At 65.8% G+C, this 22944-nt stretch carries 24 protein-coding genes; 13 read left to right on the forward strand and 11 right to left on the reverse strand.

Annotated elements, in window-relative coordinates; all coding sequences use genetic code 11:
- The 5 genes from ACT6S0_RS17725 to ACT6S0_RS17745 all read left to right on the forward strand — a co-directional run.
- A partial coding sequence (locus tag ACT6S0_RS17725) for a type II secretion system F family protein (protein WP_444765114.1) occupies positions 1–435 on the forward strand: 435 nt, incomplete at its 5' end.
- A 68-nt stretch (positions 436–503) separates the two neighbouring features.
- Positions 504–1442, forward strand: coding sequence for a prepilin peptidase (locus tag ACT6S0_RS17730; protein WP_444765115.1), 939 nt, complete (start codon positions 504–506; stop codon positions 1440–1442).
- Positions 1443–1449: 7 nt separating this feature from the next.
- Positions 1450–2055 carry a dephospho-CoA kinase gene (gene coaE / locus ACT6S0_RS17735; RefSeq protein ID WP_444765116.1) on the forward strand — a complete coding sequence of 202 codons (606 nt, stop codon included), beginning with the start codon at positions 1450–1452 and terminating at the stop codon, positions 2053–2055.
- A 23-nt stretch (positions 2056–2078) separates the two neighbouring features.
- Entirely contained in the window at positions 2079–2834 is a 756-nt protein-coding gene (gene zapD, locus ACT6S0_RS17740; protein ID WP_444765117.1) for a cell division protein ZapD, read from the forward strand.
- Positions 2835–2841: 7 nt separating this feature from the next.
- Positions 2842–3057 (forward strand): DNA gyrase inhibitor YacG, encoded by a 216-nt coding sequence (locus ACT6S0_RS17745; RefSeq protein WP_444765118.1) that lies wholly within the window; start codon positions 2842–2844, stop codon positions 3055–3057.
- On the opposite strand, the gene ACT6S0_RS17750 is transcribed toward ACT6S0_RS17745, so the two are convergent.
- Genes ACT6S0_RS17750 through tal form a run of 3 tightly spaced genes read right to left on the reverse strand, consistent with a single transcriptional unit; the run spans position 3047 to position 6227 of the window.
- A complete protein-coding gene (locus tag ACT6S0_RS17750; RefSeq protein ID WP_444765119.1) occupies positions 3047–3667 on the reverse strand; it encodes an HAD family hydrolase in 621 nt (206 codons plus the stop codon). The two genes, ACT6S0_RS17745 and ACT6S0_RS17750, sit on opposite strands and share 11 nt — an antisense overlap.
- Entirely contained in the window at positions 3664–5283 is a 1620-nt protein-coding gene (gene pgi, locus ACT6S0_RS17755; RefSeq protein ID WP_444765120.1) for a glucose-6-phosphate isomerase, read from the reverse strand. The genes ACT6S0_RS17750 and pgi overlap by 4 nt, the downstream gene beginning before the upstream one ends.
- A gap of 2 nt (positions 5284–5285) precedes the next feature.
- Positions 5286–6227 (reverse strand): transaldolase, encoded by a 942-nt coding sequence (gene tal / locus ACT6S0_RS17760; protein ID WP_444765121.1) that lies wholly within the window; start codon positions 6225–6227, stop codon positions 5286–5288.
- Between the two features lie 123 nt (positions 6228–6350).
- Between tal and zwf the strand changes: the two genes are divergently transcribed.
- Together zwf and ACT6S0_RS17770 are read left to right on the forward strand one after the other, a co-directional pair.
- On the forward strand, positions 6351–7796 hold the full coding sequence (zwf, locus tag ACT6S0_RS17765) for a glucose-6-phosphate dehydrogenase (protein ID WP_444765122.1): 1446 nt from the start codon (positions 6351–6353) through the stop codon (positions 7794–7796).
- Positions 7797–7798: 2 nt separating this feature from the next.
- Positions 7799–8659 (forward strand): MurR/RpiR family transcriptional regulator, encoded by an 861-nt coding sequence (locus ACT6S0_RS17770; protein ID WP_444765137.1) that lies wholly within the window; start codon positions 7799–7801, stop codon positions 8657–8659.
- Between the two features lies 1 nt (position 8660).
- Here the strand turns inward: ACT6S0_RS17770 and ACT6S0_RS17775 are convergent, their stop codons facing one another.
- From ACT6S0_RS17775 to ACT6S0_RS17800, 6 genes are all read right to left on the reverse strand, one after another.
- Positions 8661–8969, reverse strand: coding sequence for an STAS domain-containing protein (locus ACT6S0_RS17775; RefSeq protein ID WP_444765123.1), 309 nt, complete (start codon positions 8967–8969; stop codon positions 8661–8663).
- A gap of 2 nt (positions 8970–8971) precedes the next feature.
- Entirely contained in the window at positions 8972–9610 is a 639-nt protein-coding gene (locus tag ACT6S0_RS17780) for an MlaC/ttg2D family ABC transporter substrate-binding protein (protein ID WP_444765124.1), read from the reverse strand.
- Positions 9611–9700: 90 nt separating this feature from the next.
- Positions 9701–10531: an MlaA family lipoprotein gene (locus ACT6S0_RS17785; protein WP_444765125.1), complete on the reverse strand. Its 831-nt coding sequence runs from the start codon at positions 10529–10531 to the stop codon at positions 9701–9703.
- Positions 10532–10557: 26 nt separating this feature from the next.
- Positions 10558–11058, reverse strand: coding sequence for an outer membrane lipid asymmetry maintenance protein MlaD (mlaD, locus tag ACT6S0_RS17790; RefSeq protein WP_444765126.1), 501 nt, complete (start codon positions 11056–11058; stop codon positions 10558–10560).
- A gap of 21 nt (positions 11059–11079) precedes the next feature.
- Positions 11080–11859 (reverse strand): lipid asymmetry maintenance ABC transporter permease subunit MlaE, encoded by a 780-nt coding sequence (gene mlaE, locus ACT6S0_RS17795; RefSeq protein WP_444765127.1) that lies wholly within the window; start codon positions 11857–11859, stop codon positions 11080–11082.
- Entirely contained in the window at positions 11856–12668 is an 813-nt protein-coding gene (locus ACT6S0_RS17800) for an ABC transporter ATP-binding protein (RefSeq protein ID WP_444765128.1), read from the reverse strand. The genes mlaE and ACT6S0_RS17800 overlap by 4 nt, the downstream gene beginning before the upstream one ends.
- Before the next feature lie 312 nt (positions 12669–12980).
- On the opposite strand from ACT6S0_RS17800, the gene ACT6S0_RS17805 reads away from it, so the two are divergent.
- From ACT6S0_RS17805 to ACT6S0_RS17830, 6 genes are read left to right on the forward strand one after another with little or no spacing between them, the layout of a single operon-like run.
- Complete coding sequence (locus ACT6S0_RS17805; protein ID WP_444765129.1) at positions 12981–13442, forward strand: type IV pilin protein; 462 nt, start codon at positions 12981–12983, stop codon at positions 13440–13442.
- Positions 13412–14026: a GspH/FimT family pseudopilin gene (locus tag ACT6S0_RS17810; RefSeq protein WP_444765130.1), complete on the forward strand. Its 615-nt coding sequence runs from the start codon at positions 13412–13414 to the stop codon at positions 14024–14026. The genes ACT6S0_RS17805 and ACT6S0_RS17810 overlap by 31 nt, the downstream gene beginning before the upstream one ends.
- Complete coding sequence (locus ACT6S0_RS17815; protein ID WP_444765131.1) at positions 14026–14427, forward strand: type IV pilus modification PilV family protein; 402 nt, start codon at positions 14026–14028, stop codon at positions 14425–14427. Before ACT6S0_RS17810 ends, ACT6S0_RS17815 begins: the two co-directional genes overlap by 1 nt.
- A complete protein-coding gene (locus ACT6S0_RS17820) occupies positions 14424–15566 on the forward strand; it encodes a PilW family protein (RefSeq protein ID WP_444765132.1) in 1143 nt (380 codons plus the stop codon). The genes ACT6S0_RS17815 and ACT6S0_RS17820 overlap by 4 nt, the downstream gene beginning before the upstream one ends.
- 6 nt (positions 15567–15572) lie before the next feature.
- Positions 15573–16235, forward strand: coding sequence for a pilus assembly PilX family protein (locus ACT6S0_RS17825; RefSeq protein WP_444765133.1), 663 nt, complete (start codon positions 15573–15575; stop codon positions 16233–16235).
- 28 nt (positions 16236–16263) lie between these two features.
- Positions 16264–20109, forward strand: coding sequence for a pilus assembly protein (locus tag ACT6S0_RS17830; RefSeq protein ID WP_444765134.1), 3846 nt, complete (start codon positions 16264–16266; stop codon positions 20107–20109).
- A gap of 61 nt (positions 20110–20170) precedes the next feature.
- On the opposite strand, the gene ACT6S0_RS17835 is transcribed toward ACT6S0_RS17830, so the two are convergent.
- Together ACT6S0_RS17835 and ACT6S0_RS17840 are read right to left on the reverse strand one after the other, a co-directional pair.
- A complete protein-coding gene (locus ACT6S0_RS17835; protein WP_444765135.1) occupies positions 20171–21658 on the reverse strand; it encodes a glutamate synthase subunit beta in 1488 nt (495 codons plus the stop codon).
- 11 nt (positions 21659–21669) lie between these two features.
- On the reverse strand, positions 21670–22944 hold a 1275-nt coding region (locus ACT6S0_RS17840; protein ID WP_444765136.1), incomplete at its 5' end, for a glutamate synthase-related protein.

The following is a 22944-nucleotide window of genomic DNA, read 5'->3' on the forward strand; positions in this document are numbered from 1 at the left end:
GTCTTCGGCGACCTGATGTACAAGTCCGCGGTCGCGCGCTGGACCCGCACACTGTCAACGATGTTCGCGGCCGGCGTGCCTCTCGTCGAAGCGCTTGATTCGGTGGGCGGCGCTGCGGGCAACGCGGTGTTCGCTGAAGCCACGGAGCAGATCCAACGCGATGTGTCGACGGGCTCGGCATTGACGACTTCCATGCAGACCACCGGCGTCTTCCCGACGATGGTGCTGCAAATGGCGTCCATTGGTGAAGAGTCCGGCTCGCTGGACCACATGCTGGGCAAAGCGGCCGAGTTCTACGAGGACGAGGTGGACGAGATGGTCAAGGCGCTGTCCAGCCTGATGGAACCTTTCATCATCGTGATCCTTGGCGGCCTCATCGGCGGCATCGTCGTGTCGATGTATCTGCCGATCTTCAAGCTGGGTCAGGTGGTCTGAGGCTCGGCGTCCCGGCGGCTGAATGCGGGTAGATTCCCGCCCGCATCCCTTCAACAACGCCGCTCAACATGCCCGCTGTCTCGCTCGACTGGTCCCTTTGGCTCTCTCCCTGGGTGTTGGGCATCCTGGGCTTGTGCATCGGCAGCTTTCTCAACGTCGTCATCCATCGCATCCCACTGATGCTGGAGCGACAGTGGCTGCATGAATCCGCCGCCCAGTTGACCGATGCGCCGGCGATGGCGCGCGTCATCGGCGCTCCGCCACGCGAGACCGAGGCGCTGGCCAAGGCCGTCGATGCCTATGGCACCCGAATCGAAGCGCTGCCGCCCTTTGGCATCTCCAGACCCCGCTCTCGCTGCCCACACTGCGGCCACCAACTGCGTTGGCACGAGAACCTGCCCGTCGTCGGCTGGCTGCGCCTCGGCGGCAAATGCGCGGCCTGCAAGGCGCCCATCTCCAAGCGCTATCCGCTGGTCGAAGTCGCTACAGGCCTAGCGTTTGCGGCGCTGTCCTGGCGCTTCGGCGCGCAGCCGACGACCCTGCTCTGGTGCGGCTTCGTCGCGGCCCTCATCGCGCTGGCGCTGATCGACTGGGACACGACGCTGCTGCCGGATGCCATCAACCAGCCGTTGTTGTGGGCCGGCCTTGTCGCCGCGCTGATGGGTTGGACGATTCCGCTGGACAAGGCGCTTGTCGGCGCGCTGGCTGGCTACCTGTCGCTGTGGTCGGTCTACTGGCTGTTCAAGCTCGCCACGGGCAAGGAAGGCATGGGCTTTGGCGACTTCAAGCTGCTCGCCGCTCTCGGCGCGTGGCTGGGTTGGCAAATGATCCTGCCCATCGTGCTGGGCGCCTCGGCCATCGGCGCGGTGATTGGCATCGTCATGAAAATGAATGCGCGGTTGCGGGAGGGCCGCTATGTTCCCTTCGGTCCTTTCCTGGCAGGCGGCGGTCTGGTCGTGCTGTTCGCAGGCCAGCAGAAAGTGCTGGGCTGGCTCGGCTGGGCCTGATGCCGCGATGTGGATCGGGCTGACGGGCGGCATCGGGAGCGGCAAGAGCACGGTCGCCGCCATGCTGGGCGAAGCGGGCGCCGCCGTCGTTGACACCGACGCGATCTCGCGCGCACTGACGCTCCCGGGCGGCGCCGCCATGCCGGCGGTCAAGGACCAGTTCGGCGCCGCCTTCATCACCGCGGACGGTGCGCTCGACCGCGACAGCATGCGCGCCCTCGTCTTCTCGAACGCCACTGCCAAGCGCCGGCTCGAAGCCGTTCTTCATCCCTTGATCACAGCCGAGGCGCTCGCACAGGCTGCGGCCACCTCGGCCCGCCTCGTCGTGTTCGATGTGCCCTTGCTGGTCGAATCAGGCCGTTGGCGGTCGCGCGTCGCACGTGTGCTCGTCGTCGACTGCACAACCGAGACGCAGGTCACCCGCGTGCTGCAACGCCCCGGCTGGACGCGCGAGCGCGTTGATGGCGCACTGGCGGCGCAGACGACACGCCAGGCGCGCCGCGCCGCTGCAGATGCCGTGCTGTGGAACGATGACCTCTCACTTGTTGCGCTCAGAAACGAGGTTCTGAGCCTGGCCACGCGCTGGGGCTGTGAAACAATCGCGCCGCCCTGATCGCAGTCCCTTCCGAGACACCATTGGTCCTGTACGAGTACCCGTTCAACGAGAGCATCCGCACGATGCTCCGCCTCGAACACCTGTTCGACCGCCTTGGTGCGCTGATGGCGCGCGAGACCGCGCTGGATCACCACTTCGCCCTTGTCACACTGTTTGAGATCCTGGATGTCGCCTCGCGTGCCGACCTGAAGAGTGACCTGTTGAAGGAACTGGAGAAGCACAAGGCCCAGTTCAATGCCTACCGCGGCAGCCCCGGCCTGGACGAGGCGCGGCTCGACGAGGTCGTCAGCCGCATCGAGGGCGCCTACCAGCGGCTGAACGCCGTCGCCGGCAAGACCGGCACGGCACTGACGAGCAACGACTGGCTGATGAGCATCCGCAGCCGCATCAGCATTCCCGGCGGCACCTGCGAGTTTGACCTTCCGGCCTACTACAACTGGCAGCAACTGCTGGCCGTGCGCCGCCGCAAGGACTTGATGACTTGGGCCCAGACGCTGATGCCGATGGCCGAGGCCCTGCAGGTGCTGCTCGGCCTGCTGCGCGATGCAGGCAGCCCGCACAAAGTTGCGGCGACGGCCGGCCAGTTCCAGCAAAGCCTGCCGCCGGGCCGCGTCTACCAGTTGCTGCGCATGCGCATCGACCCGAGCCTGGGCTTGATTCCCGAGATCTCCGGCCACCGCTTGATGATTTCAATCCGGCTGATGCGCCAGGACGAGGATGGTCGCCTCAAGCTGGCCCCTGAAGACGTCGGCTTCGAGCTGGCGCTTTGCCAGTAAACGCCCCATGAAGACCAACGTCCAAGGCGAGCGCATCGTGCGCTGCCCGCAATGCGGCGGCGATAGCGTGTTCGCACCCAGCAACAAGTGGCGTCCGTTCTGCAGCGAGCGCTGCCGGCAGATCGACCTGGGCGCCTGGGCCAGTGAGTCCTTCCGCGTACCGGCCGCGCCGCCCGAAGACCCTGATGAACAGGGCCCCGACGGCGACCGGCTCATGCACTGAGCAGGCGCCGCGACACCAGTTCGCGCCGTGCACTGGCGGCGTCGGTGAACAGGAAGGCCTGCCAGTCGCGCGAGAGCGCGGCGTCGATGTTCACCGGGTGGTCGTCCAGAAAAAGCAGGTCCTGCGGCTGCGCATCGAAATGCTTCTCCGCCATCGCAAAGATCTCGGCGCTCGGCTTGATCTGCTTGATGCGGCCGGAAAACAGACCTGAATCAAACCACTCGTCCAGCGGATAGGTCTGGCTGAGATGGTCTGCGTAAGGCTCGGGCATGTTGGACAGGAAGTGCAACGCGTGCCCGGCGGCGCGCAAGTCGCGAATCAGCACGACGGTGCCCGGGATGGGCATCAACTCGTCCGGCACCGCACGCACGACCGCAGCGACTTCGCCGCGCGGCCAGCCCGTGCGGGCGGCGATGCGGCGCGTGACTTCATCCGCGCCGATCAGGCCCTGGTCGAACAGACCCCAGTCACCACCGTAGTTCTGGAAGAACTGCGCGGCCATGGCCGCGCCTTGCTCCAGCGTTTCCACGCGATGCGGCCAGATGCGGGCAAGGAAGCTGGCCGGATGCCAGCGGAACACGACGCCGCCGAAGTCGAAGACGATCTTCATGCGGTCAACCTGGCCAGCAGCCCGGCGGTCGAGCCGTCCAGGCCGGTCGTGTCGCCCGATTCGAGACGCGGCAGCAGTTGGTTGCACAGCGCCTTGCCGAGTTCCACGCCCCATTGGTCGAAGCTGTTGATGCCCCAGAGCGCGCCGGTGACGAAAACACGGTGCTCGTAAAGAGCAATCAAGGCGCCGAGAGAACGCGGCGTCAGCGCGTCCAGCACCAGCGTCGTGCTCGGCCGGTTCCCGGGGAAGCTGCGGTGGCGCGACAGCACATCACGGTCCAACGTGACTGACGCCGTGGGCGCCTTTTCGGTCAGGGCCTCCTCGGCCGTCTTGCCCTGCATCAGCGCCTGGCTCTGGGCCAGGCAGTTGGCCAACAGCTTGCGGTGCTGGTCGGCCAGTCGGGTTGCCAGCTCGCCGCTGGCACCATGGTTGGGGCGCTTGACGGCGATGAACTCGACCGGGATGACATCCGTGCCCTGGTGCAGCATCTGGAAATAGGCGTGCTGGCCGTTCGTACCCGCCTCGCCCCAGACGACGGGCGATGTGCTCAGGCGGAGCGGGTTGCCGCCAAGGTCCACACCCTTGCCGTTGCTCTCCATTTCCAGCTGCTGCAGATAGGCCGGCAGCCGACGCAGGCCCTGGTGGTAGGGCGCGACGCTGCGGCTGGTGAAGCCGTGGAAGTTGCGGTACCAGATGTCGAGCAGGCCCAGCAGCACCGGCAGGTTCTGCTCCAGCGGTGTCGACGCGAAGTGCTCGTCCATCGCGTGCGCGCCAGCCAACAGGTCGCGGAAATTGCTCGCGCCCACCGCAATCGCAATCGGCAGGCCGATGACCGACCACAGCGAGTACCGGCCGCCGACCCAGTCCCAGAAGCCGAAGGCGGTGTCGATGCCGAATGCGGCAGCGGCTGAGGTGTTGCTGCTCGTCGCGACGAAGTGGCGCGCCACGTCCGTGCCCCCGGCTGCCAGGAACCAGGCCTTGGCGGCTTGCGCGTTGGCCAGCGTCTCCTGGGTCGTGAAGGTTTTGGACGCATTGACGAAGAGGGTACGGGCGGCATCCAGGCCGGCCAGCACAGGTGCCAGGTCATGCCCGTCGACGTTGGAGACGAAATGCAGCTTCAGGTCGCGGCGGCCAAAGGCCTGCAGCGCCTGCACGACCATGGCCGGCCCCAGGTCGCTGCCGCCGATACCGATGTGAACGACATCGGTGATCTGGCCGCGTTCGCCGCGGCGCACACTGTCAGCGAACGCCAGCATCGCGTCCAGAGACACCTGCACCTCGGCATTGAAAGGTGCATTGCTGCCAGCCGGCGCGCGCAGCGCCGTATGCAGCACCGCACGGCCCTCGGTGTGGTTGACCGGCTCGCCACGCAGCAGCGCGTCGCGCCGCTCCTCCAGGTTGCAGTGGCGGGCCAGCTTCACCAGCAGGGCCAGCGTCGGCGCGTCGATGCGGTTTTTGGACAGGTCGGCGAAGACCTCGGGCGCCTCGAAAGACAACGCGCCGAAGCGGGCGGCATCGGATGCGAAGGCCGCGCGGATATCGAAGCCGCGACCACTCGCGGCGTAATGGGCTTGGAGTTCAGCCCAGACGGGAGACAGGTCGCAGCGGGTCGTCACGGTCAGGCCGCTTCGATGAGTTTGTCCAGCTTGCCAGCGTCGATGGCGAATAGCCGGATGCCTTCAGCCAGCTTCTCGGTTGCCATCGCGTCTTCGTACAGCGCGAAGCGGAACGCGGCTTCGTCGAGCTGCAACGCCGGCATCGCCGCCGACTTGGCCGGATCAAGCGCACGCTCGAGCTTGGCGTCGGTGGCCTGCAGCTGAGCCAGCAGGTCGGGGCTGATCGTCAGTAGGTCGCAGCCGGCCAACGCCTGGATCTGGCCGATGTTGCGGAAGCTCGCCCCCATGACCTCGGTCTTGATGCCGTGCTGCTTGAAATAGGCATAGATCTGCGTCACGGACTTCACGCCGGGGTCGTTCGCGCCGGCCTGTGCAGCCTCGTCCCAAGCGGCGCCGGCCGACTTCTTGTACCAGTCGTAGATGCGGCCGACAAAGGGCGAGATCAGCTGCACCTTCGCCTCGCCGCAGGCAACCGCCTGGGCGAAGGCGAACAGCAGCGTCAGGTTGCAGCGGATGCCCTCGCGCTCCAGTTCTGCAGCGGCCTGGATGCCTTCCCAAGTCGATGCCAGTTTGATCAGCACGCGGTCACGGCCGATGCCAGCCGATTCGTACAGCGCAATGATGCGGCGGGCGCGCGACAGGCTGGCGGCCTTGTCGAAGCTCAGCCGCGCATCGACCTCGGTCGACACACGTCCCGGCACGACCTTCAGGATCTCAAGACCGAAGCGCACGAGCACTTGGTCGACGATCGCGTCGAGCGGCTTGCCGCGATGCGCCGCGACCGTTTCCTTCAACAGCGGCGCGTAGTCGGCCGATTGCACGGCCTTCAGGATCAAGGACGGGTTGGTCGTTGCATCGCGCGGCGCGAACTGCGCGAGTTGCAGGAAGTTGCCGGTGTCCGCAACGACGGTGGTGAAGGCTTTGAGCTGATCGAGCTGGTTCATGGGTGGGCCTTTTACGGGTCGATTGGATTGACCCGGCGAAGAAACTGCTGCATAGTATTTCACGAAACTAAGTTACACAACGGTTAGCGCTCGATGGGAAGAGCTGGCCTGGAGACCCCGTAAATGTCCTTCGACCTCGTGTTTTTTGGCGGCACCGGCGACCTCACATGGCGCAAGCTGATGCCCGCGCTGTTCCAGGCCTTCCGGCACGGCAAGTTGCCCGAAGGCGGTCGCATTCTCGCCGTCGCGCGTGACGAGCAGACAGACGAGCGCTACCGCGAATGGCTGAAGGAGCGCTTCCGCGAGGTGGACGGTGCCAAGCGGCCGACCGACGAAGAGTTCGAGAAGTTCGGCGCGTTGATCCATTACCGCCGGATGGACCTGTCGCAGCCCGATCACTACCAAGGGCTCAAGGACTGGCTGGATACGCGCAATGCCGACACCGTGGTGCTCTATCTGGCCACCAGCCCGCACCTCTTCACCGGCATCTGCCAGCAGCTCGGCGCCGTCGGCCTGAACCACGACAAGGTGCGCGTGGTGCTTGAAAAGCCGCTGGGCCACGATCTCGCCAGCGCGCAGGAGATCAACCGGGCCGTGCGCAGCGTCTTTGCCGAGGCCCAGGCCTTCCGCATCGACCACTATCTCGGCAAGCCGTCGGTGCAGAACCTGATGGCGCTGCGCTTTGGCAATGCACTGTTCGAGCCGCTGTGGCGCCGCGAGAGCATCGCCAACATCCAGATCACCTTGGCCGAGCGCCTGGGTGTGGGCACGCGCGGCGCGTTCTACGACGGCACCGGCGCGCTGCGCGACATGATCCAGAACCATGCGCTGCAGCTATTGACCATGATCGCCATGGAGCCGCCGGCCCGCAACGACGCCGATGCGATCCGTGACGAGAAGCTCAAGGTGCTGCGCTCCCTCAAGCCCTTCTCGCCCGACAGCGTGGCGCGTGACGTCGTGCGTGGCCAGTACCGCGCCGGCAGCATCGAAGGCAAGGCCGTGCCGGGGTATCTGGAAGAAGTGAAGGTGCCGCCCGACAGCGCCTGCGAGACCTTCGTCGCGCTGCGCACCGAGGTCAACAACTGGCGCTGGGCCGGCGTGCCCTTCTACCTGCGCACCGGCAAGCGGCTGGCGGAGCGCGACGCGCAGATCGTCGTCAACTTCCGGCCCGTGCCGCACAAGATCTTCCCTGGCGCCAGCCAGCCCAACCGCCTGGTCATCAAGCTGCAGCCCGAGGACGGCCTGGAGCTGCAACTGCTGGCGCAGAAGGGCGCCGGCCATGGCGAGCAGCTGACGCCGGTGTCGCTGGACCTGGACTTCGACAAAGCCTTTGCTACCCAGCGCGTCGGCGCCTACGAGCGCCTGCTGCTGGACGCCATCGCCGGCCGACTCAACCTCTTCGTGCGCAGCGACGAGCAGGAACAGGCCTGGCGCTGGGTCGAACCCATCCTCGACGCATGGGCGGCTGATGCCAGCGGCCCACGTCCTTATTCGGCGGGCTCCTGGGGCCCGGCCGCCGCGAGCGCGCTGGTCGCGCGTGATGGCTTCCACTGGGCTGAAGAGCAATGAGCATTCTTGAGCGCGTGAAGGCCGCCCTGCCTGCGCTGCCGCCGGCCGAACAACGGGTGGCCAAGCTGCTGCTGCTCGACGCGCGCAGCTTTGCCAGCCTGCCGGTCAGCGAGCTGGCCGACCGCTCGCATGTGTCCAAGCCCACGGTGGTGCGCTTTTGCCGCAGCGTCGGCTACGACGGGCTGGCCGACTTCAAGCTGAAGCTGGCCGGCAGCGTCAACGAGGGCGTGCCCTTTGTGCATCGCGCCGTGGACGAGGACGACAAACCGCAGGACATCATCGTCAAGGTCGTCGACAACGCCGTCGCCGCGCTGCTGCACTACCGCAACGACGCGGCCAGCCACGCCTTCGAGCGCGCCATCGACGCGCTGGCCGATTCGGCGCGGCACAACAAGCGCATCGAGTTCTACGGCGTCGGCAACTCCGGCATCGTGGCCCAGGATGCGCAGCACAAGTTCTTCCGCCTCGGCGTCAACACTGCCGCCAACAGCGATGGCCATGTGCAGCTGATGAGCGCGACGATGCTGGCGCCCGGCGACTGCGCCGTCATCATCAGCAACTCCGGCCGCAGCCGTGACCTGCTGGACGCTGCGGAGATTGCGCGCAAGAAGGGCGCGACCATCATCATCATCACGGCCAGCGCCTCGCCGCTGGCGCAGCTGGCGCTGGGCCCCAGCCAGATTCTGCTGGCGGTAGACCATCCGGAGGATTTCGACCGCTACAGCCCGATGGTCTCGCGGTTGCTGCATCTCATCGCGGTGGACATCCTGACAACGGGCGTGGCGCTGCGACTGGGCCAGCAGCTGCGGCCCGTGCTGCAAGAGATCAAGAAGAACCTGCGCGCCAAACGCTACGCCGGTTGAGTCAGACGACGGCGGGTGGCGCCCAGAGCAGTTCGGCAACGCCGTAGACGCGAGCCAGCTCGCGCAGCTTGTCCGGCGCGTCGTTGAGCTTGAGCGTCGCGCCCTGCTCGCTGCACTGGCGCGCGGCGGACAACAGCAGGCTCAGTGCCGACGAATCGAAATCCTTCAGTTCGGCGGCCGACAGCCGCACCTCGGTGCCAGCCGCCGCCAGCACCTGGGCGGCCTCGGCGCGCAGTGCCGGAGACATCTGCGCCCAGGCGGCGCGAGCACCCTCCGTGCGCAGCCGTGCAGGCAGCTTCAGGCCACTCAAGATCAGCCCTTGGCCGAAGCGCCGGCGGCCTTGGCGTTCTTGTCGGCCAGGCTCTTGATCAGACCATCAATGCCGTTGGCGCCAATTTCCTGCGCGAAGCTGTTGCGGTACTGGTCCGCCAGCCAGATGCCAAGCACATTGACGTCGTAGATCTTCCACACCGCGCCGGCCTTCTCCAGGCGGTAGTCGAGCTGGATCGGGTCGCCCTTGCCGCGGATCTCGGTACGAACGACAACCTCTGCATCAGTCGGCTGGGCACGCAGCGGCTTCAGCGCAATCGTCTGGTCCTTGACCTGTGTCAGCGCGCCGGCGTAGGTGCGCACGAGCAGCGTCTTGAATTCCGCCTGAAGCTTGGCCTGCTGGTCCGGAGTGGCCTGGCGCCAGAAGCGACCGACCGCAGAGGCCGTCATGCGCTGAAAGTTGATATGGGGCATCACCCTGGCGTCGACCAGGGCGATGATCTTGTTGACGTTGCCAGCCTGGATGTCCTTGTCGGCCTTGACGGCCTCGATGGTCTCCAGCGACAGCTGGCGGATCAGCTGGTCCGGCGCAGTGGCATCGGCGGCATGGGCGCCGTGCACAAGACCGAGGCCCAGGGTGGCCAAAGTCAGCAGGCGGCGCAGGGAAGTCAGCAAGGTCATGGTGTCACTTTCTCTACAAGGGCAGTCGCTCAACGCGCCTGCGCGGGTTTCGGTTGGCTGCTCGCGATGGCAGCGAAGGAAACGAGTTGTTCACCGCGCCGCGGCAGACGCCGGATCAGCAGGCTTCTTGACGGTTGCCGCTGGCGCGGATGCCGCGGCATGGGGCTCGGAGGCGGCGGCAGTAGGCGCCGAGGCCCCGTTGCTCGGGACCAGCACCTCGTACTCGTCGTCGTCATCAAAACTGCCACGCCGCTGGAGATAGGCATCGCGGTAGAAGGTGTATTTGTCTAGCGCGATGCCCTCAAGCATCTCGCCTGCGCGCAGGAAGTTGGCACGGGTGTTGACTAAATTGAGCGCCGTGATGCCCACCTTGCTGCCGCCACCATCAAAAACAACAGCCGGTGACGCCTGCCAGTCCACCGGCAACGCAATGGAATCACGCACCGAGGACGGACCGAACACCGGCCAGACGACATAGGCACCCGTGCCCATGCCCCATTTGCCCAGCGTTTTGCCGAAGTCCTGACTGTTTTTCTCCAGGCCAGCTTCCGTGGCGATGTCGAGCACGCCGGCGAGTCCGAGCGTCGAATTCACAGCGAAGCGCATACCCTGCTCGACGCCCGGCTTGAAGCGTCCCTGCAGCATCAGATTGACGGCCGACCAAGCGTCACCGATGTTGCCGAAGAAGTTGTCGATGCCCTGGCGGACCGGTGAGGGCACGACCTCGGAGTAAGCAGTGGCCACGGGCTTCAGCACGTTCTCGTCGAGCCTCTCGTTGAAGGTGAAGACCTTGCGGTTCCACGACTCCCAGGGATCCAGCCGCTGACCCTTGGAGCCCATGACCTTGTCAACGGCACGCTCCACGCGCTTGCCCACCCCTTGGACCGTCTGGCAGCCGGCCAGGCCCAGCACCAGCACCACCAGGGCCAGTCCACGAATCAATTGCCTCACTGCTTGCTCCCCGATGCCGGCGCAGGCGTCGCCGAGCTGCCCATGTCAGACGCCTTGTTGTTGATGAACTGGCCGATGAGGTTCTCGAGCACCACGGCGCTTTGCGTCTGAAGGATGACGTCGCCGGCGGCCAGGTTCTTTTCGTCCGCACCCGGTTCCAACCCGATGTACTGTTCGCCGAGCAGACCCGAGGTCAAGATCTTGGCCGAGCTGTCTTTGGGGAAGAGCGCGCCCTTGTGCAGGTTGATGACGACCTTGGCCTGGAAGGTCTTGTCATCGAAATTGATGGAATCCACCCGGCCGATGACGACGCCGGCGCTCTTCACCGCCGCATTCGGCTTCAAGCCGCCGATGTTGTCGAAGCGCGCCGACACCTGGTAGGTGGCGTCGAAGTTCAGGCTCAGCAGATTGCCGGCCTTCAGCGCGAGAAAGAGCAGCGCCGCGCCACCGATCAGCACGAAAAGGCCGACCCAGGCGTCATGTCGAGAGGCTTGCATTCTTGTTTCTCTCCCACTCCATCAAATCGAAAACATCATGGCAGTCAGCATGAAATCCAAAGCCAGCACGGCCAGGGATGACAGCACCACGGTACGGGTGGTGGCAGCCGACACGCCCTCGGGCGTCGGGCTGCAGGTGTAGCCCTGCAGCAGCGCGACGAAGGTGACGGTGACGCCGAACACCAGGCTCTTGACGACGCCATTGCCCACGTCCGCGAACACGTCGACCCCGCCTTGCATCTGCGACCAGAAGGCGCCAGGATCGATCCCGATCAACGGCACCGCCACCAGCCAGCCGCCGATGATGCCGACCGCTGAGAAGACTGCCGCAAGTAAGGGCATGGCGATGACGCCGCCCCAAAAGCGCGGCGCCAGCACGCGCTGCACGGGGTCCACGGCCATCATTTCCATCGCGGTGAGCTGCTCGCCCGCCTTCATCAATCCGATCTCTGCGGTCAGCGAGGTGCCCGCGCGGCCCGCGAACAGCAAGGCCGTGACCACGGGGCCGAGCTCGCGCACCAGGCTCAGCGCCACCAGCAGGCCAACCGCGTCGGCCGAGCCATAGCGCTGCAAGGTGTAGTAGCCCTGCAGCGCCAGCACGAAGCCGACGAACAGGCCCGATACGCCGATGATCGACAGCGAGCGGTTGCCCAGATAGAAGACCTGTTCCCGCACCAGGACAAAGCGGGCCAGGGCCTTGGGGGAGCGCGCCAGCAAGCTGAAAAACAGCCGTGCCGCAGCGCCGACGTCGGTCAAGGTCAGCCGCACGGCAGCCCCAACGCGGGCGGCCAGCGCCATCATGCGGACACCCCGAAGTCTTCTTCCACCGACTTGGCCGGCTGGTGGAAATGCACCGGGCCGTCCGCCTCGGCGCCGACGAACTGGCGCACCAGCGGGTCGTCGCTGTGGCGAAGCTCGTCCGGCGTGCCCTGGGCCACGACGCGACCGTTGGCCACCATGGCCACCTCGTCGGCGATGCCGAAGGTTTCGTGCAGGTCATGCGACACAACGATGCTGGTCAGCCCGAGGGCATCGTTCAGGTCGCGGATCAAGCGCGCTGCAACGCCGAGCGAGATCGGATCGAGCCCGGCGAAAGGTTCGTCGTAGAGCACCAGGTCGGGGTCCAGCGCTATGGCCCGCGCCAGCGCCACGCGCCGCGCCATGCCCCCGGAAATCTCGCTCGGCAGCAGGTCGCGCGCGCCGCGCAGGCCAACCGCGTTGAGCTTCATCAGCACCAGGTCGCGAATCATGGCTTCGGGCAAGTCGGTGTGCTCGCGCAACGGGAAAGCCACGTTTTCGTAGACGCTCAAGTCGGTGAACAGCGCGCCGAACTGGAACAGCATGCCCATGCGCCGCCGCACGGCGTACAGGCCGTCCAGATCAAGCGGCGCCAGGTCCTGGCCGTCGAACAGCACCTGGCCGCTCAGCGGCCGCAACTGGCGCCCGAGCAGGCGCAGCACGGTGGTCTTGCCGCCACCCGAAGTGCCGATCAACGCCAGCACCTTGCCGCGCTGGAGCTTGAGGTTGACGCCGTTCAACACCACGCGGTCGCCGTAGCCGACGCTGACGTTGCGCAGTTCGATCAGGGGTGCGGTGGCCGGAGGGTTCACGCGGGCGGGCCGAAGCCGGGCGGGAGAAAGGGCGCCATGATAGGGGAAACACCGAGAACCCCGGGGCAGACCCTAGGGAAATCGGCCGGCGTGCCGACACGGAGCCTGGCCAGTGCTTCTCAGTGCCTCAGGCGCAGCAGAGTTTTCACACCCTCCCGGCGCTCGAAGCGGCGGGCATCGAGCGTGCCAAACGTGCGCCAGTTCACGAACCGGGGTTGAGCTGCGACCAGCGTTCACGGCGCCGCGACAAGCGGTATCGCGCCTTCGCCCCCCGACACCAAAATGCGGACCACTGCCTTGCAAAGCCATCACATGCGCCATCGCCACTGCTCCAACGCCGCTCGCGGCTTCACGCTCATCGAGCTGATGATCGCCGTGGCCATCATCGGCATCCTCGCGGCCGTCGCGATCCCGCAGTACCGGGACTATGTGACGCGCAGCCGACTGGCGGATGCCAGCGCCGGCCTGACGACCATGCGCGCCCAGATGGAGCGCTACTACCAGGACAACCGCACCTACGCGAGCATCGGGACCTTCGTCACTCCCTGCGCCACCACCGCCACATCGAGCCGCACGTTCGGCAACTTCCTGATCAGTTGCGATGGCACGCCGGACGCCACCCAGTTCACCTTGAAAGCCGAAGGCAGCGGTACGTCCAGCGGCTTCACCTTCACCATCAACCATCAGGATGTGCGCGCGACAACTGCCGTGCCGTCCAGCTGGGGCGCCACCTGCACCAGCAAATGGATCATGAAGAAGGCGGAGTCGTGCTGATCCGCCGTGGCTCGGGCTTCAGCCTCATCGAACTGATGGTGGCGGTCACGGTGCTAGCCATTTTGACGGCGGTGGCCCTGCCCAATTTCACGAGCTGGATCCGCAATGCCCGGGCCCGCACCGTGGCTGATGCGCTGCAGTCGGGCATGCGCCTGGCCCAGGCCGAGGCCCAGCGGCGGACGCACTCGGTGGTGTTCTTCATGACCAACAACAAGACCTGCACCACCGCTTCGACGGCGGCTGCCAACGGCGCCTACTGGCAGATCAGGACCGTGCCCAACGCCCTGCTGACCGGCGACGTGGCCGAAGCCGTGCAGTGTGGCGTGCTGACCGATGTCTCGGGCGACGTCACGCTGGGCTCGTCGACCGCGGCGCTGTGCTTTGGTGGCGACGGCCGCCAGACGACGCTGACCAATCCCGCCGCCATCGGCGTGAACTGCACCGCTGCGCCGGCCACCTACGACATCACACCGGCGGGCAGCAGCGCGGACAAGCGCCCCTTGCGCATGACCGTCAGCCTGGCCGGATCGGTCCGGCTGTGCGACCCGGGCAAGAGCTCCACCGCCCCCGACGGATGCCGATGATGACTCTCTCACGCCTGGTCGCGCGCGGCTTTTCAATGATCGAGATGCTTGTCGGCGTTTTGATCATCTCCTTTGGTCTGCTGGGCCTCATCACATTGCAGAGCCGGGCGCTGGTGGTATCGGTCAGCAGCGAGGATTCGCAACGCGCCGCCCTGCTCGCCAATGAAATGGCCGCCACGATGTTCAACGAGGACACCGTGAACGTGAATGCCGCCGTCGTCGCCACCTGGGCCGCGCGCGCTGCAGACCCCGCCAGCGGCGGTCTGCCCAACGGTGTGGCCACGGTCACGGTGACCAACGCGACGACTGCGCGCGTCAGCGTCACTTGGGTTCCCGTGCAGTCGGCCGGCGGGGCGAGCAGCCCGCACAGCTACACCACCGACGTGGTGATTCCGCAATGACGCGCCACTCACCCGCTTCCTGCCGCGGCTTCTCCCTCGTCGAGCTGATGGTGACGCTTGCCATCGGACTGGTGCTCACGCTGGCCATCTCCATGATGGTGGCTCGACAGGAGTCCATGCGGCGTGGGGTCACGTCGGGCAACGACCTGACCAACAACGCCGCCTACGCGTCCTATATGTTGGACCGCGAGCTGCGCAGTGCTGGGGCGGGCTTCAGCCAGGCCACGGCAGAGAATTACGGCTGCGCGTTGAACGTGGCGTCCAACGGCGCCCAGTTGCTGCCGGCACCGGCCGCCTTCCCCGCGCCGTTCGCAGCGATTCCCCAAAACTATGTTCTGGCGCCGTTGATCGTGCATGCCGGCGCCGGCGCCAACGGCTCGGATGTGATTGCGGTGGCAACGGGCAACTCGGCCTTGAGCGAGTCTGCACTGCCGGTCTCGCCCAAGTCGACGGCTGCGGGTCTTTTGAAGCTGGCCAACACGCTGGGCATACGGGGTGGCGACCTCGTGCTGGTGTCGCAACAGGGCGTCGGCTGCATGGTGCAGCAGGTGAGCAATGCCTTTGTCGGCGGCGCCGTGCAGACGCTGACCTTCGGTGGCAACTATGCCGCCAACGTCATCAACGGCCGGGCGCTGGTTGATTTCTCGAACGGCAACGCCTTCGTGTCCGTGCTCGGCAATGTCACAGGCAATCCGCCGCGCTTCATGCTGCTCGGCATCGGCGACAACGCCACCCTGTTCTCCTACGACCTCTTCCAACTGAGCGCAGCCACCCCACAGCCCATGGTCGAAGGCGTCGTCGACATGCGTGTGCTTTACGGTCTGGACGCCCCCGGCGGCGCTCAGCAGGTTGCCAGCTGGGTCGCCCCAACAGACCCCAGCTTCACGGCAGCAGCGCTGACGGCAGGCACGAACGTGGCACAGGACAGCCTGCAGCGCATCCTCGCAGTGCGCGTCGGGCTGATTCTGCGCAGCGACCTGGCCGACAAGACCGATGTCACCCCCGCCTCGCTGACCATGTTCAGCGACCTTGGCGCCTCCCTGACCCATACCTACACGGTGCCGACCGGCACGACCAACCAGCGCTACCGCGTCGTCGAGTTCACGGTGCCACTGCGCAATATTCGCTACTCCCGCTAGGCCGAGATGAAGCGCCCTCACCTCCCTCTCCAACCGGCCCCGCGCCAGCAGCGCGGCATCGTTCTGATCTTTGCGCTGATCACCCTGGTCATCCTGCTGATCGGCGCGGTGGCGATCTCGCGCTCCATCAGTTCAAGCCAGTTCACCGTCGGCAACATCGGCTTCAAGCGCGACCTGACCCATCAAGGCGAGCGCGCCTTGCAGATTGCCCTGGACGCCGTGCGTGCCGGAGGCGCGCTGGCGAACGTGGCGACCCGCAACACCAGCCTGGCCAGCGCGAACTACAGCGCGACGCTGCTGGCGACCAACGCGCAAGGCATTCCGAACGCACTGCTGTCCGACACGGTCTTCGCCACCGTCGGCGTGGCGACCAACGACATCACCGTGAACGAGGCCAGCGGGGCTGAGCGGGTCAAGATCCGCTATGTGATCGACCGCATGGCCGCCCCCGGCACCGTCGCCTGCACGAGCAACACTTGCACGATGGCCAACCAGACGGTGTTCGGCGGCAGTTCCAGCGAGTGGATCAATTCCCAGACAAACAGTGGCGCTGCCAACAACGCCAACCCGTCAGCGGTGCCGGAGCAACCGATCTACCGCATCACGCTGCGGGTCACCGGGCCGCGCAAGACGCTGTCCTTCTTCCAGTCCACCTTCACCACCAACTGAGCCTGCTCAGCGCGCTTTGAGGTATCCCATGAATGCAGCCCGCCTTGTTGTCCCCGTGCGCGGCCTGGCACTGACCGCCAGCCTCGTGGCGATTGCCGCGACATCGTCTGCCCAGGTGCCGCTGTCGGACCAACCGGTGTTCACATCGGTCAATGTGCCGGGCAACCTCGCGCTGGCACTGTCGGTGGAGTTCCCGACGGCGATCAGCGTGGCCCACCCGAACCGCACGTACTCGTCCGCCAACACCTACATCGGCTACTTCGACCCGGCCAAGTGCTACCTGTACCGCTACACGGACGGCACCAGCACCGACAACTACTTCTACCCCGACGGCGCCGCCACCAACCGCACCTGCACCGGCAAGTGGAGCGGCAACTACCTGAACTGGGCGTCGATGCAGACCATCGACCCCTTCCGGTGGGCGCTCACGGGCGGTTACCGCGTCCTCGACACAGCGACGCTGACGGTGCTGGAGAAGGCCTGGGGCACGGCGCAGGGCGGCACCAGCAACTTTCCTGACAGCAACGTCGCCACCAACGCCACCGTGTCCGGCGCCACCCCGTTCTCCACCGCCACCGGCATATCCACCCGCATCTGGTCGCTGGGCAACAAGATGCGCTTCATGACGGCGACCAGCGGCAATCCCGCCCCCAACTACGGTAACGCCGCCACGCCCTACAACCCGGCGGCCGCCTACACGCATGGCACGCTCTACGAGGTCTTCATCCGCGTCAAGGTGTGCGACCCTGCCGTCGCCGCGGGCGGGCTGGAGAGCAACTGCACGCTGTACGGCACCAGCTCCCACAAGCCAACCGGGCTGATGCAGAAGTACTCCGAAAAGATTCGCTACAGCGCCTTTGGCTATCTCAATGACAGCCGCATCAGCGGTAGCGTCGTGGCCCGGGATGGCGGCGTTCTACGTGCGAAGCAGAAGTTCATCGGCCCCACCAGCCCCGTGCCGGGCGGCATCCCGGTGGCCAACGCCAGGGCTGAATGGGACGCCACGACTGGCGTGATGCTGACCAATCCCGACTCCGCCGACGCCGCCGCCTTTGGCGCTGCGGTCAACAACAGCGGGGTGATGAACTATTTGAACAAGTTCGGCCAGATCAATCCAGGCAGCTACAAAACCTACGACCCGGTCAGCGAGCTCTACTACGCCGCCCAGCGTTACCTGCGCAACAAAGGCAACGTCGCAGCTTGGACCGATCCCGGCACTGCCACTCCCGCCCAGCTGTCCACCTGGGCAGACGGCTTCCCCGTCATCGCGGCTTGGGATGACCCCATCCAGTACTCCTGCCAGCGCAATTTCATCCTTGGCATCGGCGACGTCAACACGCATGCGGACCGCAATCTCCCTGGGGCTACGGGCACGTCCGAGCCCGCCAAGCCCTCGGAAGTCAGCAGCGACACTGACATGAATGCGGTCACCTGGACCGACCGCGTCGGCGTGTTGCAGGGGGGTCTGGGCACCTCACTGGGTACGACACAGCCCTACGGTGGCTGCTGCACCAACAACGGCGCGCTGATGGCGGGTCTAGCCTACTGGGCCAACATCAACGACATCCGCAGTGACAAGACCGGCGTCCAGACCATTCAGACCTATTGGTTGGACGTCCTTGAATTCGGCAGTTTCAAAGGCAACAACCAGTTTTACCTGGCGGCCAAGTACGGCGGGTTCAAGGCACCGAGCAACTACTCTGACGCCACCGCGACGGCCGCCGATTTCGCCAACACCGCATCGACGAAATCTTGGTGGTCGACGACCACAGACACTTTGCCAAACGGCACGCCCCGCCCCGATAACTACTTCACCGCAGCGCGCGCTGACCAGATGGTGGACGGCCTGAACAAGACCTTCTCCAGCATCGCCTCGCAGCTGTCGGCGTACTCGACCTCCTTCTCGACCGCACTGCCCCAGGTCTCCGCCCTCGGCGTGGCCTCGTATTCGACCAAGTACGACGCAAAGAGCTGGACCGGCGAGCTCGAAGCCAGCCTGACCACCTTCAATGCCACCACGGGCGAACCGAGCCTGCAAAGCCAGTGGACCTTCTCCGGCAAGCTCGACACGCAGGCCGCCGGCACTGGCTGGGACACCGGGCGCAGGATCGTCACCTACAACACGACAACAAACACCGGCGTTCCGTTCCGCAGCGGCACGGGTGGCATCTCCGCCAGCCAGCTGACCGCCCTGGACACCGCCTATGTGGCGGGCAACGATTCGGCCAACTACCTGAACTTCCTGCGCGGTGATCGCACCCATGAGGTGTCGTCCGTTGCAGCCGGCTCCACCAAGGCTTACCGCGACCGCGCCAAGCTGCTGGGCGACATCGTCAACGCCAAGGCCCGCCCCGTCGCAGCACCCGCCGCACCCTACTCCGCTGCGAACAACCCTGGCTACGACAGCTTCAAGACCACCTATGCCAACCGCACGCAGATGGTCTACGTCGGCAGCAACGACGGCATGGTGCACGCGGTCAATGGCAGCCTCACCGGCGCCGACGCAGGCAAGGAGGTCTGGGCCTACATACCGAGTGCCCTGTTCAACGGCCCGAGCGGCGTGGGCAGCACCGACGGCCTGGCTTCACTCGGCAACCCGACCTTCCTGCACCACTTCATGGTGGACGCCACGCCGCTGACCATCGACGTCGACTTCGGCAATACCTCGGGCGGCAGCGGCACTGACTGGCGCACCATCCTCGTGGGCGGTCTGGGCAAGGGCGGCAAGGCGCTGTATGCGCTCGACATCACCAACCCGGCATCGGTCACGTCGGAAGCCATTGCCGCACAAAAGGTGCTGTGGGAGTTCAAGGACGCCGACCTGGGCTTCACCTATGGCCAGCCGGTCGTCGTCAAGACGCGCAAGTACGGCTGGGTCGTCGTTGCCGGTTCGGGTTACAACAATGCCGACGGCAAGGCCTACTTCTTCTTCATCAACCCGCGCACCGGCGCGCTGCTTGAGAAAGTTGCCACCAACTGCAGCACCTGCTCGGCGATCAACCAGGCCGGCATGGCACATATCAATGCCTTCGTGCTGGACCTGACCGATGGCTACGCAGACGCGATTTACGGCGGTGACCTGATGGGCAACCTCTGGCGTGTCGACGTCACCGGCACCGCCGCTTACCCTGCGCCGGTGAATTTCGCAAAGCTCGTGGGCTCCGACGGCAACCCGCTGCCCATCACCAGCAAGCCACTGCCTGTCGTGCAGCCCGGCACCAACCGCCGCTACATCACCGTGGGCACCGGCCGACTGCTGGATGCAACGGACCTCAACAACACCCAGGCCCAGCGTTTCTTCGCCATCATCGACGGCAGCAATGCGGCATTCAGCAAGGACGGCACCATCACCGGTGACACGCGGGACCTGCCGCTCACCACCGGCAATTTCCCGCTGACGGTGTCCGACTTCCTGCCACTGACCAACCTGAATACAAAGATCTCGCTGGACCTGCGAACCCAGATCGGCTGGTATGTCGACCTCGGCGTGTCTGCCAGCGGCCCGGGCTGGCGCGTGCTGTCCGATCCGACCTCCTTCTACGGCAGCGTGGCGTTCGCAGCCACATCGCCCAGTTCGACCGACGCTTGCGCGCCCAACGGCACCAGCCGTATCTACGCGATCGACCTGGGTTCCGGCTATTGCGGCCTGACCGGCGGCGGCAGCAACTGCTATGTGAGCAAGACCGACGGCGTGGTCATCGACCTGACCTTCTACAGCGTCAACATCAACGGCGTCGGCAAGTCGGTACTGCTCGCCGGCAAGGACAACTGCTCGGGCAACAACTGCCAGCCGGTTGAAAAGGTCGACACGCGCAGCCCCGTCAACCTCGGCCTGCAGCGCCTGAACTGGCGCGAGATTCTGGTCAACAACTGAACCCAGGCACCAAAGGCAAGGCCGCCCCTCGGGCGGCCTTGCTGCTTGTGGCGCGCCAAGCTCAACGCGGCAGCGTCGTCGCCCCCATCAAGAATTCATCCACCGCCCGCGCCGCCTGCCGGCCTTCCCGAATGGCCCATACCACCAGGCTTTGACCGCGCCGGATGTCGCCAGCAGCAAATACTTTGTCCACATTGGTCCTGTAGGCGTTCGCGCCCTCGGTCGGCGCCTTGCCGTTGCCGCGCTGGTCCTTGTCGACGCCGAAAGCTTCCAGCACCGTCGCAACAGGCGACACAAAGCCCATCGCCAGCAGGGCCAGGTCGGCCTTGAGGATCCGCTCGCTGCCCTCGACCTCGACCATCTTGCCGCCCTGCCATTGCAAGCGCACGGTCTTGACGCCGGTCAGCTTGCCCTTGTCCTTTCCTTCACCGCCGATGAACTCCTTGGTGGCGATGGCGAATTCCCGCTCGCAACCTTCCTCGTGGCTGGACGAGGTGCGCAGCTTGATCGGCCAGTAGGGCCAGGTCAGCGGGCGGTCCTCCACTTCGGGCGGCTGCGGCAGCAGCTCGAACTGCGTCACGCTCTTGGCGCCGTGGCGGTTGCTGGTGCCGACACAGTCACTGCCAGTGTCGCCACCGCCGATGACGATGACGTGCTTGCCGTCGGCACGCAGTTGGTTCTTCAGCTTGTCACCGGCATTGACCTTGTTCTGCTGGGGTAGGAATTCCATCGCGAAGTGCACGCCGGCAAGGTCACGTCCGGGCACGGGCAAATCACGCGATTGCTCGGCGCCGCCGGTCAGCACGACGGCGTCGAACTGCGCCTTGAGGTCGTCGGCGGGAATCGTTTCCTTGGCCCAGTTCGTGACCTTGGATCCTGCAGGTAGCGCGCCGATCAGCACGCCGGTGCGGAACTCCACGCCCTCGGCCTTCATCTGCTCGACACGGCGGTCGATGTGGGACTTCTCCATCTTGAAGTCCGGGATGCCGTAGCGCAGCAGGCCGCCGACGCGGTCGTTCTTCTCGAAGACCGTGACGCTGTGGCCGACACGCGCCAGCTGCTGTGCTGCTGCCAGGCCCGCCGGGCCGGCACCGACGATGGCGATCTTCTTGCCGGTCCTGGCCTTGGGCGGCTGGGGGTGCACCCAACCCTCGGCCCAGGCACGGTCGATGATGGCGTGCTCGATGGACTTGATGCCCACCGCGTCGTCATTGACGTTGAGCGTGCATGCGGCCTCGCAGGGTGCGGGGCAGATGCGGCCGGTGAACTCGGGGAAGTTGTTGGTGCTGTGCAGAACGGTGATCGCGTTCTTCCAGTCCTCCGGGCGGCCCTTGTAAACGAGGTCGTTGAAGTCCGGAATGATGTTGTTGACCGGGCAGCCGCTGTTGCAGAACGGCGTGCCGCAGTCCATGCAGCGGGCACCCTGCTGCTTGGCTTGCTCGACGTTCAGGCCGATGACGAATTCCTTGTAGTTCTTGACGCGAGCGGGGACGGGCTCGTAGCCCTCTTCCAGACGCTCGTACTCCATGAAGCCGGTGACTTTTCCCATGCTCCCTCTCCTCAGACCTTGGCGGTGACAACGGCTTCAGGCGCCTTGGCCTGAGCGATGGTTTGTGCGGCTTCCCTGGCGGCGTTGATTTCGCCCAGCGCGCGCCGGTATTCGTTCGGGAACACCTTGATGAACTTGCCGCGCGCGTCGGCCCAGTGGTCAAGGATGTCGCGGGCGCGCTGGCTGCCGGTCCAGCGGTGGTGGTCTTCCAGCAGCTTCTTCAGGATGGCCTCGTCGGTCTGGGCCTCGCGATCCACGCCGTCGACGCCCTTGGTGCGGTGCCAGATGGCCTTGTCGACCTGCGCTTCCTGCTCCTGCGCCGTCATCAGCTTCTCCAGCGACACCATGCTGGTATTGCAGCGCTTCGCGAAGTGGCCGTCCTCGTCGTAGACGTAGGCGATGCCGCCGCTCATGCCGGCGGCGAAGTTGCGGCCGGTCTTGCCCAGCACGGCGACGGTGCCGCCGGTCATGTACTCGCAGCCATGGTCGCCCGTGCCTTCGACGACCGCCGTGGCACCCGACAGGCGCACCGCGAAGCGCTCGCCCGCCACGCCGCGGAAGAAGGCCTCGCCGCGCGTGGCGCCGTAGAGCGCGGTGTTGCCGACGATGATGTTCTTGGTCGCGTCGCCGCGGAAGTCGATGCTGGGGCGCACGACGATGCGGCCACCCGACATGCCCTTGCCGGTGTAGTCGTTGGCGTCACCGATCAGATAGAAAGTAATGCCCTGGGCCAGGAAGGCGCCAAAGCTCTGGCCGCCCGTGCCTTCCATCTGGATGAAGATGGTGTGGTCGGGCAGACCCTCGGGCTTGCGGCGGATCAGCTCGCCGGACAGGCGCGCGCCGACAGAGCGGCGAACGTTCGTCACCTCCTGCATGAACTGAACCTTCTCGCCCTTCTCGAAGGCGGGCAGGCACTTCTCGATGAGCTTGACGTCGAGCGCACGCTCCAGGCCGTGGTCCTGCACGTCGTTGTGGATGCGGGCCACGTCGGCGGGGACCTTGGGGCGGTGGAAGATGCGGGCGAAGTCCAGGCCCTTGGCCTTCCAGTGCGAGATGGCCTTCTTGGTGTCGAGCCAGTCAGAGCGACCGATCAGTTCGTCGAACTTGCGCACGCCGAGCTGGGCCATGATCTGGCGCGCTTCCTCGGCGACGAAGAAGAAGTAGTTGACGACGTGCTCGGGGCGGCCGGTGAACTTCTTGCGCAGCACCGGATCCTGCGTCGCCACGCCCACCGGGCAGGTGTTGAGGTGGCACTTGCGCATCATGATGCAGCCCTCGGCCACCAG

Source organism: Roseateles sp. (assembly GCF_052436255.1).
Lineage (GTDB): Bacteria > Pseudomonadota > Gammaproteobacteria > Burkholderiales > Burkholderiaceae_C > Pelomonas.